At 42.1% G+C, this 20,068-nt stretch carries 14 protein-coding genes; 1 reads left to right on the plus strand and 13 read right to left on the minus strand.

The window, feature by feature from the left end; translation table 11 throughout:
• Positions 1 to 4 precede the first annotated feature (4 nt).
• The 10 genes from ACFOWS_RS05980 to ACFOWS_RS06025 form a co-directional block, all read right to left on the minus strand.
• The gene (locus ACFOWS_RS05980; protein WP_379763036.1) at positions 5 to 922 is read right to left on the minus strand and encodes a DUF368 domain-containing protein; all 918 of its coding nucleotides are present in this window, start codon (positions 920 to 922) and stop codon (positions 5 to 7) included.
• Positions 923 to 950: 28 nt separating this feature from the next.
• A complete protein-coding gene (locus ACFOWS_RS05985; protein ID WP_379763037.1) occupies positions 951 to 2,351 on the minus strand; it encodes a tetratricopeptide repeat protein in 1,401 nt (466 codons plus the stop codon).
• 86 nt (positions 2,352 to 2,437) lie between these two features.
• Positions 2,438 to 3,634, minus strand: coding sequence for an aspartate aminotransferase family protein (locus ACFOWS_RS05990; RefSeq protein ID WP_379763038.1), 1,197 nt, complete (start codon positions 3,632 to 3,634; stop codon positions 2,438 to 2,440).
• Entirely contained in the window at positions 3,635 to 5,329 is a 1,695-nt protein-coding gene (locus ACFOWS_RS05995) for an OstA-like protein (RefSeq protein WP_379763039.1), read from the minus strand.
• A 150-nt stretch (positions 5,330 to 5,479) separates the two neighbouring features.
• Positions 5,480 to 7,594 (minus strand): glycoside hydrolase family 97 protein, encoded by a 2,115-nt coding sequence (locus ACFOWS_RS06000; protein WP_379763040.1) that lies wholly within the window; start codon positions 7,592 to 7,594, stop codon positions 5,480 to 5,482.
• A gap of 107 nt (positions 7,595 to 7,701) precedes the next feature.
• Positions 7,702 to 8,970 (minus strand): adenylosuccinate synthase, encoded by a 1,269-nt coding sequence (locus ACFOWS_RS06005; protein WP_379763041.1) that lies wholly within the window; start codon positions 8,968 to 8,970, stop codon positions 7,702 to 7,704.
• 12 nt (positions 8,971 to 8,982) lie between these two features.
• Complete coding sequence (locus tag ACFOWS_RS06010) at positions 8,983 to 9,438, minus strand: Fur family transcriptional regulator (protein ID WP_366587911.1); 456 nt, start codon at positions 9,436 to 9,438, stop codon at positions 8,983 to 8,985.
• Positions 9,439 to 9,478: 40 nt separating this feature from the next.
• Complete coding sequence (locus ACFOWS_RS06015) at positions 9,479 to 11,683, minus strand: RelA/SpoT family protein (protein WP_366587913.1); 2,205 nt, start codon at positions 11,681 to 11,683, stop codon at positions 9,479 to 9,481.
• 44 nt (positions 11,684 to 11,727) lie between these two features.
• On the minus strand, positions 11,728 to 12,960 hold the full coding sequence (locus ACFOWS_RS06020; protein WP_379763043.1) for a M48 family metallopeptidase: 1,233 nt from the start codon (positions 12,958 to 12,960) through the stop codon (positions 11,728 to 11,730).
• A gap of 3 nt (positions 12,961 to 12,963) precedes the next feature.
• Positions 12,964 to 13,764, minus strand: a complete 801-nt coding sequence (locus ACFOWS_RS06025) for a TrmH family RNA methyltransferase (protein ID WP_379763044.1) — start codon at positions 13,762 to 13,764, stop codon at positions 12,964 to 12,966.
• A 68-nt stretch (positions 13,765 to 13,832) separates the two neighbouring features.
• Between ACFOWS_RS06025 and ACFOWS_RS06030 the strand changes: the two genes are divergently transcribed.
• Positions 13,833 to 14,636: a DUF6503 family protein gene (locus tag ACFOWS_RS06030; RefSeq protein WP_379763045.1), complete on the plus strand. Its 804-nt coding sequence runs from the start codon at positions 13,833 to 13,835 to the stop codon at positions 14,634 to 14,636.
• 53 nt (positions 14,637 to 14,689) lie between these two features.
• Here the strand turns inward: ACFOWS_RS06030 and ACFOWS_RS06035 are convergent, their stop codons facing one another.
• The 3 genes from ACFOWS_RS06035 to ACFOWS_RS06045 form a co-directional block, all read right to left on the minus strand.
• Entirely contained in the window at positions 14,690 to 15,988 is a 1,299-nt protein-coding gene (locus tag ACFOWS_RS06035) for an amidohydrolase family protein (RefSeq protein WP_379763046.1), read from the minus strand.
• A gap of 10 nt (positions 15,989 to 15,998) precedes the next feature.
• Positions 15,999 to 18,938 (minus strand): amidohydrolase family protein, encoded by a 2,940-nt coding sequence (locus tag ACFOWS_RS06040; RefSeq protein ID WP_379763047.1) that lies wholly within the window; start codon positions 18,936 to 18,938, stop codon positions 15,999 to 16,001.
• Between the two features lie 63 nt (positions 18,939 to 19,001).
• Positions 19,002 to 20,066, minus strand: a complete 1,065-nt coding sequence (locus ACFOWS_RS06045; protein WP_379763048.1) for a DUF3810 domain-containing protein — start codon at positions 20,064 to 20,066, stop codon at positions 19,002 to 19,004.
• Positions 20,067 to 20,068: the final 2 nt, after the last annotated feature.

Genomic DNA, 20,068 nt, shown 5'->3' on the forward strand with positions numbered 1-20,068 from the left:
TTTCTTATTTTTTGGAAGCAATTTTTTCCAGGATAAAAATAAGCGAAAAACCTATCATGGCTAGGATTATGGCAAGGATTAACTGATTGTCCCCCTCAAAGGCAGTTGGCCATACATTCATATCATCCACTACTATGGTTTTTTCCCCAAATGTTTTGGTTTCCAAGACTTTTTTCCAAGGCCATATTTTGTTCAAGGAACCGAGGATGAATCCGGTAAGCAAGGCCAACGTTATGTTTTTGTAGTGATTGAACATCCATTTGAGCAATCGGGCGAAGCTCAAAAGGCCAAAAATAGCTCCGGCCGCTACGATGAGCACAATCTTGATGTCTCGCTCGTGGACAGCATCCAAAATGGTTTTATAAGACCCTAAAAGTACTAAGATAAAAGCACCGGATATGCCGGGAAGTATCATGGCGCAAACAGCTAAAGCTCCTGACAGAAAAAGATAGGGAAGACTGCCTACATTTTCGTTGGGTGGTAACTCCGTGATGAAAAATGCCACTGCGGCACCTAGAATAAAGACAACTACGGTGCCAATGGTCCACTTGGTAATCTCCTTTCCAACGAAAAAAATACTGGCCAAGACCAGTCCAAAGAAAAAGGACCAGAGGAGTACGGGTTTATTTTCGAGCAGCCAGCTCAGGAATTTAGCCAAGGATAACACACTTATGAATATTCCGAGGAATAGTGCCACTAAGAAATTGCCATTGACCTTTTCCCAAGCAACTTTGAGTCCTTCTTTTTTTAGGATTTTAAAAAGTGACAGGTTAATGTTGTTGATGGAAGTGATAAGTTCTTCGTAGATACCCGAAATAAAAGCAATGGTGCCTCCTGATACACCGGGAACCACATCAGCAGCTCCCATGGCCATTCCTTTTAGGGTAATAAAAATATAGTCAATTAATCGACGTGCTTTCATGGATTCGGGTACGTATGGAAATGCAAAGTTACGTAGAAGTCCGTTTAATATGGGAAACCAATGTCTGTAACCATTTTACTTCGCTGAACTCAGGGAATTCCTCATCGAACAGTTGTAATTTTTCAATATCCAATTTCATGGCCTCCGTTAATTTTTCCTTGGCCCGCTTGGTGTCCCTGTTTTTAAGGTAAACTCCAGCCAACTTATAGGTGAGTGCCGCATTGTCTGGGTAGAACTCCAATCCTTGGATCAAGACTTGGATGGTGGATTCAAAATCTCCTATTCTCTTCAAGACCTCGGCCCAATTTCGCCAAGTGTCCAGCTCATAGTTTCCCAAATCTACCGCTTGTTTAAAGGCAAAATCCGCTTCATCCAAATTATCCATGGCCAAATAGATTTTGGCCGCCTTTTTCCAATACAGGGGATTTTCCCCATCAATATTTATGGCTTTGTTGATGTAGTAAAGTGCTTTTACGTAGTCCTTTAATTTGTAATGGAAATTGGTAATGGCCAACCAGCCTTTGTCCAAAAGTGGATCTTCATGAACGGTGTTGTAATAATAATATTTGGCCAAGTCATAGTTACCTAATTTCTCATGACATTTTCCTATGCGAAGGAAGGCATGCGACGTGGGATCTTCTATGGAAATAGTGGTTTCATAATTTTCGATGGCCTCGTTGTATCGGCCTAACTTCTCCAGCACCTTTCCTTTTTCAAAGTAGGCGCCAATAAAGGAATCATCTGAGATTATGGCAAAATCAAAAGCAGTAAGCGCTTCCGGAAATAAATCCATGGCGTAGTACATTTTCCCCAATTGATGCCATGCTACCTCACAGTATGGATTCCGTTCCAAGTAATTATTTAAGTAAAGAATGGCGCCATCAAAATCCTCCAAAAACTCGAAGCAGTACACCACATTGTAAAGGGACGAATAGTCGCTGTCATCAAACTCAACACAGCGCATAAAGCTACGCTTTGCCCTTTCGTAATCATCCATAAAAAGGTACTCCATACCCAAAAGAGAATGGATGTCAAAGCTATCCTCGCTGATGTGCAAGGCCTCCAAAAGAAGATTTACGGCCTCTTGGTGATTGTCTTTTTTGGACTGGATATTGGCCCTTTGGATATAGATTTCCTCATTGTGGGCGTCTATGTTCTGAATTTCATCCAATAATCGCTCTGCAGCTTCATATTTGTCCTCAAAAGTCAATACCTCTACCTGTAAAAGCTTTAATTCCAGAGAATTGGGGTGTTGTTCCAAACCAATCTGAATGGCCTTTTTGCCCAAGGATATTTTGCCGTTGTTCAGGTAATGGTGTATGATTTCCTCAAAGTCCTCTGCATCAAAGAAGTAGACGTCATCCGTCTTCAGCATGGACTCAAATTTACTTATGGATTTGTCAGGATACTCGTTAGAATCTAACGCCATAGGAACGTGTTTGGTTTAACTATGGACTTAAAATTAACCCTTTGCTTAGGTGTTTAAGTCCCGTTTTGGGGTATGTTATCAACAAATTAGTTAACAGTAGCAGGTTTATACCGATTTAAAATAGCAATGATTTGGTCGCAACCTTGTTCAATTTCTTTCACGGAAAGCGTTAATGGTGGTGATATTCGTACGGCCTTTGGCTCAAAAAGCAACCAGAAAAGTATGAGGCCTTCCTTGGCCGCTGTAAGTATGAGATGGTCCGCAATTTCTTTGTTTTTCATTAATAAGGCCAACATTAATCCTTTTCCTCGTACTTCATCAATCAAAGGATGTACCAAAAGCTTACGGAACAGTTTTTCCTTTTCCAAAGTCTCTGTAATTAGCTGTGATTCAGTGATTTCCTGTAAAGTTGCCAGACTGGCAGCCGCTATCACTGGATTTCCGCCAAATGTGGTGATATGGCCCAGTTTTGGACTGTTTTGAAGCGTGGCCATCATTTCTTTGGAAGCTACAAATGCTCCAACGGGCAATCCGGAAGCCATGCCTTTTCCAATCACCAAAATATCAGGCACACAATTGAAATGTTCAAAAGCAAAAAGTTTCCCAGTACGGCCAAATCCGGGTTGAATTTCATCCAAAATAAGTAGTGCTCCAACCTCATCACAACGTTTTCGGACTTTTTCCAGATATCCATTCTCTGGAAGGATAAAACCGGCACCACCTTGAATGGTTTCCAGGACAACCGCAGCAGTTTTTGTCGTAATCCTTTGCAAATCCGCTTCCCTATTGAAGGATATAAACCGAATATCGGGAATCAAAGGTCTGAAAATACTTTTCCGCTCTTCAAATCCCATTAGGCTAAGGCTGCCCATAGTATTTCCATGATAGGCCTTTTTGGCGGAAATAATTTCAGAACGACCTGTATAACGCCTCGCTAATTTTAGGGCCCCTTCCATAGCTTCTGTACCCGAATTGACCAGATAGGTGGTCTCCAAATTTATGGGAAGGTGTGCAGCCAAAAGCTTGGTGAATTTCACCGCAGGCTGCTGCACGTATTCACCATAGACCATAACGTGCATGTACTTGTCCACCTGCTCTTTAATGGCATTGACCACTCGTGGATGACTATGCCCCAGTCCGCATGCAGAAACACCAGCCACAAAATCTAAATGGGCCTTCCCCTCGGTATCGTATATATAACTTCCATTGGCATGGGATATCTCCAAGCCTAAGGGATGTGGGGTGGTCTGGGCTTGATATGTGAAAAAGTCGTCTCTGTTCATTTAGGGACTCTGTGCTTTCTTTACTTGGGTCTTTTTGGGCTGTACAGCCTTGGTGTTTGGTGTGTTAACGGGGTCATTTTCATTATTTTGACGCTCATTCTCTTCTGCATCAATGTCGATGGGGTTGTCAATTCCCCGAATCGTTACTAGTTCAACATTGTTATCGTCCTCGTCAAAAATTTCGTCTTTGCTCATGATACGCTCCTCTCCGCGCCAAACAAAACCCTTCAATTTTCTGCTATCCACTGGCAGCTCGGTTTCCGGGAAAATATCCCCATCGGGATTTACAAAAAAGGTGATGTCCTCAATGTCATTATTGGCCATGAGCAGCCTAATCTTGCTACAAATGGTCTTATCTATACCCACCAATTCATTATCATCGTTGTATACGTAGTATATGACCTCCGTATTTTGAATCAGGTCTATGATTTTCAGTTCATTTTCAATGAATTTTCCGAGCAGGTTCTTCCCTTTGGCCTGATTGTATCCTTCGTTACTTATGGTGTCCAACGAAATGATGAAGGCATTCTCTATCACTTTAAGGGAATCCAATTTTTCAGTCTCCATGTCCGAAATTAGGTGGATGCTATCCCCGGTAATTTGGTTGTCGACATTCCAGAGAATGGGGTCCGATATCAATTGGGTAATCCCTGTTTTTTCACTAAAGTGGATGGAATCGCACTTTCCGCTCAAATCGGTCTTGTAAAATTTGGCATTTCGGAACGCCCTTAAAATTCTACTCTCTTCTTTACCAGTGACCATAAGGGTGTCGCCATGCATGTAGAGAGAATCCTGCTCCACCAAACTGATGGAAACTGCTCGTTTTGTGGCAAAAACGGAATCTTTGGCCTTAAAAACCTCGGCATAATGCGCCTTGATGACACCATTGTTGATGGTATCGGTAATTTTTATATTGTTGGTTGCCGATGCAAATTCCGTAAGCTTGTCAAAATAAAGGCTGTCACCCTTTATGATTTTGTTGTCGTAGTCAATGCGGGTATTCTTGATGCCGTACCCCTGTTCAATTTTTGTGTCGTAAAAGCCACGCTCACAATAAATCTTGTACTCTTCCCCAATTATGGTGGAAGGACCGTACATATACGCATTTTTGGATGTTGTGTAATAATCTAGCTGTTCAGAATCTATTGTGTACTCAGGATTATCGATATGGACATTACGCTGAAACTGATACTTTTTTGGGGTCATAAAGTAGGTGCCTACCTTGCTGGTGAGTACATTGGCCGAATCCACCACTTTTCCGCCTGAATTGTAATAGGATTCCTGTTTTTCACGATCAAAATAGAGAGTGTCCGTTGTTAAACTCATCTGACCGTTAGTCAAGTATACCTTTTCCCAAGCCTTTGCCAGTTTTGTGTTTCCATCGTAATCCATCTTGCCACTGTTCATCTCAATGGAGTCTCCTTGTTGCAAGCGTATATTGCCTATGGCCTTGAGTCGATTCTCTTTGGTATAAAAAATAGCGATATCGCACCAAAGGTCAGCTCCTTGATGTTCAAATTGCACCTGCCGCTCATCATCTTTCTGAAAAATGGATGCCCCGGGAAATTGCGCCTCATCTTTGGTGAAGTTGGCCCCATAGACAATATTGATTTGTCTGCCTTGGGTTTCTTCTTGGGCAGTGGCCATAAAAAAAGTGATGAACAGAAGGAAAAAAGAAATCCTTTTCAAATCCATGGAATTTTGCCCAAAAGTAGGGTTTTTAACCAAAGTGACATACTCCCTTTAGAAAGGTTTGGGAATTGGGTGGTTGCCCGTATTCTTTTACGCACTTTTCCCAAAGGGAGCCAAATTCTGTTGCAAGTTCTCAGTGGTAGATGATATACCTTACTTTTTCTGAATTAAACTGATGGCAAATCCGCCGCCCTCCGCCAAGGATAGAGAAAGCGATGTTTCCCTGTTTATTTCCATGTTTTCAATGGAAATTGCTGTTGGATTTGTACTGTAATGGGCATCTTCAGCATCTTTATAGACAACGGCTTCATAGGTAACACCTTCATCCAAGAAGTTAAAATCAATACTGATTTCTCTTTTATTTTCATCGGTGATGCCTCCAACAAACCAATCCCCTGTTTCCCGTTCTTTTCGAGCGATTGTGACAAAGTCACCAACTTCACCATTCAAGACCACCGTTTGGTCCCAATCCACGCCCACATCCCGGATAAATTGAAACGCGGGTTGACCTTCATAATTTTCGGGGAGGTCACAGGCCATTTGAACAGGACTGTAAACAACTACGTACAGGGCCAATTGCTGTGCGAGGGTTGTACTGATATGGTTGTCTTCCATAGTGGGAAGACCAATCTCGAAAACCCCAGGGGTAAAGTCTATGGGGCCGGCCAACATACGGGTGAATGCAACAATGGGTAAATGTTCTGGAGGATTTCCGCCATCAGCGGACCAAGCATTGAATTCCTGTCCCCGAAGACCTTCCCGAGCTATGGCATTAGGGTAGGTTCGTCGTATTCCAGTGTCCTTAATGGGCTCATGGGCATTGATCGCCACTTGATACTTGGCCCCAGTCTCCAAAACTTTCCGATAATGGTTCACCATCCATTGACCATGGTGGTATTCGCCCTTGGGGATGATTTTGCCTACATAACCGGTTTTCACAGAGTGGATACCCAATTTGTGCATCAGTTGATATGCCGTGTCCAATTGTTGCTCATAAGTGCGAGGCGCCGCAGAGGTTTCGTGGTGCATTATGATTTCTACCCCGCGGTCCTTTGCATATTGATTAATTTCTTCCAAATTGTAATCGGGATAAGGGGTTACAAAATCGAAAACGCCCTCGCGGTCCTCAAAGCCAATCCAATGTTCCCAACCAGTATTCCAGCCTTCCACCAAAACTCCGGTTATGCCATTCTTGGCCGCAAAATCGATGTACTTTTTGGTGTTCTCCGTTGTGGCACCATGTTTTCCTGTAGGCTTTAAATCTTTGCTGAAGGTATTCATGTCTTGGGAACCGGCATAATCCCAAGTGGATTTGCCGATGTGCATTTCCCACCAAATACCTACATATTTCTTAGGTTTGAACCAGCTGACATCCCCAATTTTGTTGGGTTCGTTTAGGTTTACAATCAGTTTTGAATCAATGAGTTCTGTAGCCTTGTCGGCTATTTGTATTGTGCGCCAGGGTGTTTTAAAAGGCAGTGCCCTCTTCACTTTATATCCTAATCTATCGGAACCGACCAATTCGCTGGTCAGTTTTAAGTTTTTGTTGTCAACTTTAAGGGTCATACCCGCATAGTCAGTAAGATTGGCCTCGTGAAAGCTGAGGTGGATACCATCATTACCCCGCATGGTCACGGGTGTGTTCACAGCATTTTCTGGGATATAGGTCTGTGCTAAATTTGGATTGTTCCGTTTTGTGGTGGCATCGATTTCAGAAATTTTTGTGGTGTTGTACAAATGCTCATAAATATCCCAATCCCCGGGAATCCACCATGTCATATAATCCTCTGTAAGTTGAAATTCAGTGTTTTCATCTGTGATTACCAAACTGTCTACACCTTGTTGGGGCAAAAACTCATATCGAAAACCAATACCGTCATCATATGCCCTAAAATATAGGTTGATCTTACGATGGGGTGCTTTATCCTCTTCTAACTCAACTAGCATTTCGTTGTAAGCATTCACAACTTCCCGTTGCTCGCCCCATGGCATTTCCCAGGTTTTATGGACTGCTTTTTTTTCTGAACCTAAGATTTTGAGATTATCCTTTAGAGGTTCTTGATTTTTAATATCAAAGCTCATGGAAGAAGCATCAATAATCTGCTTATCATTATGGCTGATGAGATAAAAAAGCTCTCCATTGGCGGAGAGTTGAAAGTCGATGGTATTGATTTTGCCAGGCGATGTTACGGAAAGCGTTACGGTTTCTTGTTGGTTACAGGAAACGAGAAGCCCTGCAACACCAAAGAGTGCTAGTAGTTTGTTCATGATAGCATTGTTAGTTAGTTAGTCTGTGCAGAAAGAAGCATAACCAACAGTGTTGAGAGAGGCTTCTATCCTCTTAAAAATACTAAAAAAGAAACAATGCCGAGGAATTATCGGTGTATGGTCTGCAATCGGTCTGGCCCTACGGAAACAATTTTCACCGGAACATCCAATTGTTGCTCCAAGAAAGCTATATAATCATTGAGTTCGGGAGGCAGTTCCTGAGCCTTGGTCATTTGGGTAAGGTCTTTGTCCCACCCTTTCATTTCGGTGTAGACGGGAGTTACGTTTTTGCTCTCTATGTTATACGGAAGATGTTGTATTTCCTCACCCTTGTATTTATAAGCTGTGCAAACTTTGATGGTTTTAAATCCGCTCAAGACGTCGGCTTTCATCATCATCAGTTCGGTAACGCCATTGATTTGTACGGCATATTTTAGTGCGACCAAGTCCAGCCAGCCGCAGCGTCTGGGTCTACCCGTAGTTGCACCAAATTCATTCCCTACACGACCCATGGTCTCGCCATCTTTGTCAAAAAGTTCAGTAGGGAAGGGACCGCTTCCTACACGAGTGGTGTACGCCTTGAAGATTCCCAATACCTTTTCAATTTTATTGGGAGCAACTCCTAATCCGGTGCACGCACCAGCGGCGGTAGTATTTGAGGAAGTCACAAAGGGATACGTTCCAAAGTCAATATCCAACAAGGAACCTTGGGCACCTTCTGCAAGAATTTTTTTCCCCTCGGCCTGTGCCTTAAAAATGTATTCCTCGCTGTCAATAAAAGTGAGTTTTTTAAGCGTTTCCACACCTTCACAAAATTCAGCCTCCAATTCAGCCAAATTGTACTCAAGTTCTACATTGTAGAAATCAATCATGGCCTCGTGTTTATCGGCCAATGCTCTATATTTTTTCTTCCAATCGTCAAACTCCAGATCACCTACTCGCATTCCATTTCTACCTGTTTTGTCCATATAGGTTGGGCCTATACCCTTTAGGGTAGAACCAATTTTGGCTTTTCCTTTTGATGCTTCGGAAGCAGCATCTAACAATCGGTGGGTAGGAAGAATTAGGTGCGCCTTTCTGGAAATGAGCAGCTTGGAAACAAAATCAATGTTGAATTTGTTCAGATTGTCCAACTCCTTTTTAAAAATCACAGGGTCAATGACCACGCCATTTCCCACAATGTTCATGGCGTTTTTGTGGAAAATTCCAGATGGGATGGTGTGCAGAACATGTTTTATACCATCAAACTCCAAGGTATGCCCTGCATTGGGACCTCCTTGAAATCGGGCTATGATATCGTATTCCTTGGTTAATACATCAACAATTTTTCCTTTTCCTTCGTCCCCCCATTGGAGTCCAAGCAATAAATCTACCATGAAATGTATTGGTTATTCAGTTAGGTTTTCTTCTTTGTTTCTGGTCCCGTAAAAATACAATGAATGGTTATTGATCTTAATGTCAAAAACCTCTTCAATGGTCTTTTTGATGGATTGGATACGGGGATCGCAAAATTCAACAACTTCACCGGTATCTGTTAAAATAACATGGTCGTGCTGGCGATCAAAATAAGATTTTTCGTACTGGGCCTGGTTTTTCCCGAATTGGTGCTTGCGAACCAGCTTGCATTCCAGTAAAAGTTCAATGGTATTGTACAACGTGGCCCGACTTACACGGTAATTCTTGGTTTTCATTTTAATGTAGAGGGATTCCACATCAAAATGATCGTCACTATCATAAATTTCCTGTAAAATGGCGTAGCGTTCAGGGGTCTTGCGGTGTCCTTTTTCCTCTAGAAAAGTAGTGAACACGTTTTTTACAATTTCCTGATTTTTGTTGTTTCCCATGGCTTTTACCTATGCTAATGCACAAAGGTACAGCTAAAAATTAAATTCTGGTTACTTTGTCGATTCCCTCTACCTGCTTTAAGTTGTCCATTAATTTTTTTATGATCATATTGTTTTTAACCATAAGGGTAATTTTACCTTTGAAGGTCCCTCCGTCCGCAGTGAAATTTAGGTTTCTCATGTTCACGTGCATGTTATCTGAAATGATATTGGTTATATCATTGACCAATCCTAGGTTGTCGATTCCTGTAAGTTGAATATCCACCGAAAACTCTTCCTGGGTGGAATCTATCCATTTGGCACTGATGATTCGGTAGGCATAGTTGGATTGAAGGGAAATGGCGTTGGGGCAATTTTTTTTGTGCACCTTAATACCGTCGGTCACACTCACAAAACCAAAAACATCGTCACCGGGAATGGGATTGCAGCACTGCGAAAGTTTGTAATTCAGCTTTTCTTCCTCTTTACCAAACACGAGCATGTCATATTTGGTGGTGATTTCATCCTTATCCACATCCTTGGGCGCAGGTGTTCTTCGGATGCGATTTTTAAAGAAATTTAGGAAGGCATTATGGTACGAGGATGCAAAATCCTTGAGTTTTTCATTGTCGATAACCCCTATTCCCACTCGATAGAACAGGTCCAAACTGGTCTTTAGTTTAAAATAGGTGACCAATTTGTTGACGGTATCCTCGTTGAGGTTGATTTTTTGTGATTTGAGTTTTCTTCGAAGGATTTCCTTGCCCTCCTCGGCAACACTCTTTTTCTCTTCTTTTAGGGAAGATTTAATTTTTGATCGAGCTCTGGCGGTCTGTGCGTAATCCAACCAACTTTGTGTGGGTTTTGCCGTTTCTGAAGTGATGATTTCCACTTGATCGCCACTTTGAAGTTCTGAACCTAGAGGCACCAGCTTTCCGTTGACCTTGGCGCCACGGGTCTTCATACCAATTTCGGTGTGGATGTGGAATGCAAAATCCAATGCTGTTGCCCCTTTGGGCATGGATTTGAGTTCACCCTTAGGGGTGAAGACGAAGATTTCCTTGGAATACAGGTTAAGTTTGAACTCTTCCACAAAATCAACCGCATTACCGTTGGCACCTTCCAGAGCTTCTTGCAATCGATTCAACCATTCCTCAATACCCTGTTCTTTTTGGTCGCCATGTTTGTATTTAAAGTGGGCCGCATAGCCTTTTTCGGCGATTTCATGCATTCGCTCACTTCGTATTTGAACTTCTACCCATTTTCCCTTGGGCCCCATTACGGTAATATGCAGGGCTTCATATCCTGTGGACTTTGGAGAAGTGATCCAATCCCGAAGTCGAATAGGGTTAGGGGTAAAGTGATCCGTTACAATGGAGTAGATTTTCCAAGCAAGGAACTTTTCATTCTTTCTATCCGATTTGTAGATAATTCTGATCGCAAATTTGTCATACACCTCATCGAAAGGAATATTTTGGGCCTTCATTTTCCTTCGGATAGAGAAAATGGACTTCATCCGCCCCTTAATTTGGTAATTGAGGCCTTCCTTATCCAAAGAATTTCGGATGACATCGGAAAAGGCTTCAATGTAGGCGATGTTTTCCTCTTCGTTATCCTCAATTTTACCTTGAATGTCGTAATAGACATCGGGCTCGGTATATTTTAAAGCTAAATCCTCTAAATGTGTTTTTATGTTGTAGAGGCCAATTCTGTGAGCTAGAGGCGCATAGATGTATAGTGTTTCCGAAGCAATTTTCACCTGCTTATGCTCTGGCATGGAATCCATAGTGAGCATATTGTGATAGCGGTCGGCAATTTTGATGATGATTACCCGAACATCATCGTGCAACGTCAGCAGCATCTTGCGGAAATTCTCCGCCTGTTGACTGATATCCTTATCTTTTTTTAAATGGGCTATCTTGGTAAGACCATCCACAATTCGCGCTACGGTTTCCCCAAACATGCGTTCAATATCATCCAGTGTGTAGGGCGTATCCTCAACAACATCATGGAGTAGGGCAGAGGCAATGGAAACTGCGTCCAAACCAATTTTGGAAGCTACAATCTTGGCCACGGCAATGGGATGGAAAATATAAGCCTCTCCAGATTTTCGCCTTTGGTCTTTGTGCGCATCTACGGCCACATCAAAGGCAGAGCGTATCAACTTCTTGTCCTCATCGGTCAAGGTTTGATAGCTGATGCGAAGCAATTCCTTGTACTGCTTAGCAATCTCCTTGTTCTCTTTTTCAATGGCAGCCTCTGTCATAGCATATTAAAATTACCACAATCTTTATTGGTAAACAACAAAAATTATGCCTTTAAGTTTTTGATGCGTTCCACAAGCGGAGGGTGTGAGTAATGCACAAAAACATAAGCAGGGTGAGGGGTAAGGTTGCTTAAATTGTTTTTGGAAAGCTTTTTGAGCGAAGTGACCAATGGCTTGGCCGCAAAGGTGTTTTTGGCAAAATCGTCTGCTTGAAACTCAAATTTTCGGGACAGATAGTTCATGGCAAGCCCAGTTATTTCTGAAATGGGGCTGTACAAGAGCGCAAAACCCACCAGTCCTGCATGAAAACTGGGTGTGGAAACACCAATGGCCAGTGAAATCTCTGGATTATTGATGAACAATGAGAGGATGTAGAGCGTAAAACCGGTCAACGCGAGGGAAACCGTCAAATTAAAAATGATGTGCTTCCGTTTGTAATGCCCAACCTCGTGGGCTAAAACGGCCACAATTTCCTCTTCGCTCAAATCTTGGATCAAAGTATCATACAAAGTAATCCGTTTTTCCTTTCCAAAACCTGAAAAATAAGCATTGGCCTTTGTGGAACGTTTGGAACCGTCGATAACGAAAATATTTTTAAGCTCAAACCCCACTTTTTGGGCATAATTCTCAATAGCATTTTTTAGACTTCCGTCATCCAAAGGAGTTTGTTTATTGAACAAGGGAACAATCAATCGACTATAAAACAAATTGGTAAAGAGAATGACCACCGCCACTAAAATCCATGTGTATATCCAAAAATGAGCCCCTGTCCATTGGTAAAAAATAATGAAAAGGGACAGAATGCCTCCGGCAAGAACCGCAGTCAAAATTCCCGATTTGATTTTATCCAAAAAGAATAGCTTCTTAGTGGTTTTGTTGAAACCGTAATGCTCTTCGATAACAAATGTCTTGTAGTAGGAGAATGGAAGTCCCAACACCCCACTGCCCATTGTAATTATTCCAAAAAATAACAAAGCCATGGGAATGGTATCTGTAGTGATGGAACGGACAATTTTATCAACCCACTCAAATCCTCCAAACCATAAAAAGCAGACTGTAAGCACTAAGGAAAAACCATCTGAAAGTAGACCAAAGCGATAGTTGGTTTGCTTGTATTCCTGTGATTTCTGATACTCGGTATCATCAAAAACATCGGAGAGCTCAGCGGGAACAGTAGATTTGAATTTTTGGGCATTAAGGTATTCCAATACTTGATGAACCAGATATTGTACCACCAAAATAATTAAAATGATATAGAACAAGTAGTTTCTTTCCATAGCTTATAGTCCGCGTTGCCGCTTCGCCTCAAATATAAGTATTGCGGCTGATACCGAAACGTTCATTGAGTCGATTTCCCCTTGCATGGGTATAATGATGTTCTGGTCCGAATTTTGGAGCCAATCCTCGCTTAATCCAGTAGCTTCTGTACCTACGACAAGTGCGGTGGCACCGGTAAAATCACATTCCACATAATTTTTGGAAGCCGTTAGCGCTGCACAATTGATTCTTAGGTGATATTTTTTCAGAAAATCGATAATCTCTGTAGTACTTCCTATTCCAATCTGATTGGTAAACACGCAGCCCACACTGGACCGGATGATATTAGGGTTGTAGGGGTCCGATTTTGGATTGGCAATAAAAACAGCATCTACTCCGGCAGCATCGGCGGTTCTCAGTAAAGCGCCAACATTACCAGGTTTTTCTGGGGCTTCAGCCACCAACACCAACGGGGTTTTCGTTGTGAAACGGATGTCTTCCAAGCTATGCTTTTTTGCTTTACCAATGGCCAAAATACCTTCAGTGGTTTCCCGGTAAGCTACTTTTTCGTAAACCTGTTTAGAAATCTGGACTATTTCAGCATTGGCATTTTTGGAAATCAGATGTGAATCCAACTGGGGTAAAATCTCAGGACAATAAAGTAGCGTTTCAAAATTGTATCCGCCTTTCGAGGCCAATTCCAACTCGCGTTGCCCTTCCGCAACAAAAAGTCCTGTCTTCCGCCGTTCTCTGGATTTGTCCTTGAGTAACAGGATTTTCTTGACCAAGGAATTCTGGACACTGCTAATGATTTTGGCTTCCATACAAATCAAAAATAGAGATTCCTGTAATTTAACAAAGGGCTTTTCGACCAAGTGACAAACTATAAACCATGAAAAGAACAACCACCCTATTACTCTTATTGGCCATTGCTGCCTGTAAACCTACCCCTAAAAAAGAAGAAACCCAACAGACGGTCCAAGAAAAGACAGTGGAAACTCAACCACAGTATCCTGAGGCTTTGTCTAAAGTTTTTGATGCCCATGGAGGAATTAAAAAATGGAAACAACAGCACACTTTGACGTACATTTTACCCAAACCGGAGAATCCTGAAACCCATACGGTGGACCTTTGGTCTAGAAAGGACCGAATAGATTTCGAACATTTTTCAATGGGATTTGACGGCAATGATATTTGGCTTTTGGACCCCAATCAAAAATACGAGGGTGACCCCGCTTTTTACCATAACCTAATGTTCTATTTCTACGGAATGCCATTTTTGCTAGCAGATGATGGCATTGTGTACAGTGAAACGGAAGACTTGGTGTTTGAAGGGAAAAGTTATCCTGGCATCCATATAGGATATAATTCTGGAGTTGGGATTTCCTCAAAGGATGAATACGTGATTCATTTTGATCCAGAAACCTACCAAATGGCATGGTTGGGCTATACAGTCACCTATAGAACTGGAGAGAAATCGGATAATGTGAAATGGATTCGCTATAACGACTGGCAAGACCTAAATGGAGTTTTGTTGCCTAAATCCATTACATGGTACAACTATGAGGGGCGAGATATCTTAGACCCAAGCAGTACGGTTTCTTTTGAAGAAGCTACCATTAGTACCACATCAAAACCGGATAATTTTTATGCTAAGCCAGAGGGTGCAACCGTGATTGAACCAAAAGTGAATTAATTGAAAAAGGAAGTTATTATAAGAGCGGCGTTCTTTAAAACGCCGCTTTCTTTTTATTCACTTTTTACTTCTCTTTCATATTTACCCATATATCGTTTCCATAGTTTGGTTTGATGGGTTTCCAGCGAAACATCCCTCCCATCAATAAAAGCCTTAGAGAGCTGGTTGGTACGCATATCCAGTGCATCACCCTCCGAAATAAAAAGGGTGGCACTTTTACCGACTTCCAGAGTGCCGTAATCAGCATCAATGCCCAATATCTTAGCGGTATTGCCTGTTATTAGCTGTAAGGCAGTCTCTTTATCCATCCCTTGACCAACCACCTGACCGGCATAAAAAGCCAGATTTCGGGTTTGGAAATTGGCCATGGATTCGTTCTGCAAACCTACCAACAGCCCTGCTTCCACCAACAACTTGGGTAATTTATATGGAAAGTCGTAATCGTCGTCATCGAATTTTGTTAGTGCATGGGTTTCGCTGACCAAAACGGGAATTCTGCGCTCTTTAAGGAATGCGGCAATTTTATGTGCACGATATCCACCCACAATCACTGTATGTTGTATTCCTGATTTTTTAGCTAGGGAAACAGCATCGATCATTTCCTTTTCACCATCGGCATGAATATACAGCCGTTGCGAACCATCAAATAGGCCTTGCATGGCCAGATATGGGAGATTGGTCTCTTTTGAGTCCGCCATTCCATAAGCTTTGGCATTCTCCATAAAGGTTTTGACCTCAACTACTTGCTCCTCATATTTCTTATTGGGAATAAAAGCATTGGGCTCACCCTGCCACGTATTTCCTTTCCTATAAAGTGAAGGCCAGTTTAAATGTATACCATCATCGGTTTTAACAGCGGCATCTTCCCAGTTCCAAGCATCAAATTGAACAATGGATGAAGTTCCAGAGATTCTACCACCCTGTGGTGTTGCCTGTCCCAATAAAACACCGTTTGGACGCATGCTTTCAACCACTTTTGATTCTGCATTATATGCAATAATACTACGTACATGGGGAATAAAATCACCGATTTCATCCTCATCCTTACTGGCCCGTACCGCATCAACCTCTACCAATCCCAATGATTTGGCTGGGGCAATGAATCCAGGATAGACGTGCTTTCCTTCGGCATTTATCATGGTGCCTATGGTTGGCGCCATAAGGTCAGCCCCAATAGCCGTGATTTTTCCATCCACAAAAATGATGGTACAGTTTTCAATGACCTCTCCATTTCCAATGTGCGCGGTTGCTCCAAAAATGGCAACTTGTTCCGATTGAGGTGGAGCAGGGGTTTGTTGTGCGTTTACTGAAACCCCTAAGAAGACTAGTATGACTAAAAGTATTTTTTTCATGACTTGTTTTTTAAAGGGTTTCACATTCAAATCGTTCTTTTTTATTCTGGACCGGAGTTTGGGTATTTGCCCCATTTTCCTTTTCGCTCAACATCATGTTAATGAGTTGGTTTCGTTCTTTTTGAACTGTTTCACGAAGCATTTTGTCTTTTTCTAAATCGAAATAAACTGCACCTTCAATAAGCGTTTTCTCGGCTTTGGCATAGACCGAAAGGGGATGGTCGCTCCAAAGGACTAAATCGGCATCTTTGCCTTCTTCCACCGTTCCTACGCGGTCATCGATATGCAATAGTTTCGCAGGATTCAGCGTAACGGTCTTCCAAGCTTCCAATTCGGACATGCCTCCGTATTTTACGGTTTTTCCCGCCTCCTGATTCAATCTACGGGACATTTCGGCATCATCACTGTTGATGGCCACGGTAACTCCTTGGCTGGCCATGATGGCTGCATTGTAGGGAATGGCATCGTTTACCTCGAACTTATAGGCCCACCAATCACTGAAAGTGGAGCCGCCCACTCCGTGCTCGGCCATTTTATCGGCCACTTTGTAGCCTTCCAAAATATGGGTGAAGGTGTTAACGGTAAAATCGAATTTTTCCGCCACTTTCATCATCATGTTTATTTCACTCTGTACATACGAATGACAACTTATGAAGCGTTCACCGTTTAAGATTTCAGCGAGAACCTCCATCTCTTCATCATACCTTAAGGGTTGACCACTTTTCTTTTTGGCATCATACTCCTTGGCGCGCTGGAAATAATCCACATAGACCTGCTCCACACCCATTCGCGTTTGCGGGAAACGGGAAACACTGCCCCAATTGGACTGTTTTACATTTTCACCCAGCGCAAATTTTATAAACTTGGGCGCATTTGGAAAGATTAAACCATCCGAATTTTCACCCCACTTCAATCGTAGAATGGCAGAACGGCCACCAATGGGATTGGCCGAACCGTGTAAAAGCTGAATAGTGGTAACCCCACCGGCCAAGTTTCTATAGATGTCCATATCCTCTGGGTCAATGGCATCTTTCATCCGAACTTCAGCAGATGAGTTATGTCCCGCTTCATTTATGGTTATCGCAGCGATATGTGAGTGTTCATCTATGATTCCAGCGGTAAGGTGCTTGCCCGTGGCATCCACAGTAGTGGCACCACCAGCACTGAGTCCTTGTCCAACCTTGGAAATTTTTCCGTTTTTCACCAAAACATCCGTGTTCTCCAAAACGCTTGTGCCTGTCCAAACAGTGGCATTTTTGAAGAGGATATTTTCTGGCTTGGGCTTGGTTTTGTAGCCATACCCCACATTTGGATAGGAAAGCGACATCAAATTTGGTTTTCCGGAAGTTGCTTCTTTGGGTTCTACTTTATACCCAGCAGTTTTGGTCAGGTTTACGTTGGTTTCACTTCCGTTGGAAAGTGCTACTGTAGCTGCAATATTGTCTGAAGCTGAAATAACTTGGGCAATAAGACGATAGGAAGTGGTCTCATTTTCTGAAAAGGCCACATTCAACCAATCTCCACTGTAGTCGATTTTAGATTCCAGTTTTTCCGTTCCTTTTTTGACCTCAACTTTTGGTTTGCTTATTTCGCCAGTTATGGAAACTGAAAAGGTTTGACCATTAACGGATAGGCTATAATCTCCACGGATATCTTTTTGATCTTTGGATTGAATCACATTTTTAGATCCTTGCACCCAGTTCTCATAAAGAGTGGTCCCTTTATCGAAAATGTCTCCAGATGCAACTAAAAAATTGGCCTGACTACCCGGCTTTAGGGAACCAATTTCATTTGACTTGCCCAAGATCAAAGCTGGAGTTGTTGTGAGTGCTTCCAAAGCCTTGGTTTTAGAAAGTCCATACAAAATAGCTTTTTGTAATTTGGAATTAAGGTCGGAAGGCGATTTTAAATTGTGCAATGTAAACGAAAACTCAACCCCATTGTCTTCAAGTGCTTTTGGGTTGGAAGGTGCCAAGTTCCAATGCCTCATATCTTTTAGGGAAACATATTGGGCTTCGTAAGGATTGGAAACATCATATGCATCTGGAAAGTTTAAAGGTACAATCAACTTGGCGTTTGTTGCTTTAATATCCTGAATACGCTCGTATTCATCGCCTCCCGCCAAAATAGCGTACTGTATTCCAAATTGATCCCCGATTTTGTCGGCGCGAAGTACATTTCCATTATCGCCTGCTGCAAAAATCTGGGTAAGTCCCTTGTTTTCCATCAAGGCTTCCAAAGAAAGGTCTTTGGTGTCCACATTGCCCTTGCTGTACCAATCCAAATCGTAATATAATTGACGCATCAAGGCGATGGCCCCCATAATTGAAGTGGGATAGGATTGCGTTTTTGCAATGCTCTTATCAAAAGAAAAATACTGGGCTGATTCATCCTCCAGGATACGTTGCGCTTCGCTGCCTTCATCATTTAGAGCGACCAAAACTCCAGTTCCCCGGACAATACCATCTTGAATGTGGGCATTCATTACCCCAAAACCAGCTTTTCTCAGCTCTTCGGCTTTCTTGGCATCATAGGAAAATCGGGCAATAGCATCATTTTCTGGCATAATATGGTCGTTCCAATAATAGCCTTCCCTGGTGGGTTCATATTGGGAAGATCTGCCTTTAGCATCTGCTTTTTCGGGCTTCTTCACTCCAAAATCAGAAAAAATATCTATAAATGAAGGGTAGATAAATTTTCCTTGTAGATCTTCAACAATGGCATTTTTGGGAATATTGACTGATTTTCCAACTTGGACCACTTTTCCATTTTGAATGAGAAGAGTGCCGTTTTGGATGACCTCTGAAGGGGTCACGTAAATTTTGGCATTGGTAAATGCCCGGTAATTGTTGTTTTTGGCTTTGACTCCATCATTCTTTGGAAAGTACTCCTGTGCGAACACGGAGACACTTCCTAAAAATAGGAGCAGAGCTGTTAGTTTGATTTTCATATATCCGGTATTGAATTAGTCGGACTAAAGGTAACGGAAGCGTGTGTTTTGCACAAGTTGAACTCAACCCGTTTTTTTATGGTGGTTGATCATGAGCCCAACCACGGAGTGATAGCTAAGAATTCCTTCTTTTTGATTGTTCACCTTTAAAAAAGTATTGAAAATGGATTTGAACATCGGTTCCAAGGGATTTTGGTAGCTTTCCCAAAAACTCCGCAACTCTTGATAGTTTTTTTTGACTCCAGGATTCAACTGTGCTATGATTTCCTTGGATTTAGTTTTGTCCTTTCGGGCTAAATCAGAAAGGCAATATCCCAAAGCATGATTGTAAGCGGAATATTTAAAATAAATGTCATCACTGTTGGAAGTCACCAAAAACCCGATAAAATTCGTGGCATCCTCGGCCGAGTAGCCTAATTGATGTCCCACCTCATGGCCACTTACTGCGGGCAACCTAAAAAATGGCATAATTCCATTCACTTGGGCCTCGTTGGTAAAGGGATTCAAGTACCCTCCGTAGCCCATATACGTGAGTGGAATACTGTAAATGGATGATTTTAAACTGTGATTACGGTACTCAAAATCGGGATAATCCTTTTGTAATTTAATATACCCTTCTTCGGTTTTCTGGAAAATTTCCCTTCGGGAATAGGGAATTTCCACAGCGTTTAGACTATCACCAGTAATTTGCATTTGGTAGGAATTGGTCTTTTCCACCATATATTCGGTGAAGGTTACCAACTCTTCCAAAGTGTATTCTTTTTCAATGCCCAGCTTCCATGTAATGGGTTGTCTGTAATAATTCATCCCCCACAACAGATGAAACGCAAGATAAGTAATGGACAATGCGACCACAATGTCCTTCAGAAAAAATAATGGCTTTGTTCTGATGGATTTCCAGTGTTTGTATACGTATCGAAATGCCAAAATAACCAAGAGGGTGTAGAGCAAATCCCCAAATGAAAAGGGAATCCAACCTAAAAGCAGTCGTAACACTTTTGAAATAATTGGGTACAGGCCATTGCTATAATACTCTTCCACAAAATTGGGGTAGCTCCCCATCCATTTTACCAAAAGGATTTGTAGGGGTAGAGCGAGGGCTATAATTGTCTTGGTTTTCCGTCCCATTG

The organism is Flagellimonas marina (assembly GCF_042651185.1).
GTDB lineage: Bacteria > Bacteroidota > Bacteroidia > Flavobacteriales > Flavobacteriaceae > Flagellimonas > Flagellimonas marina.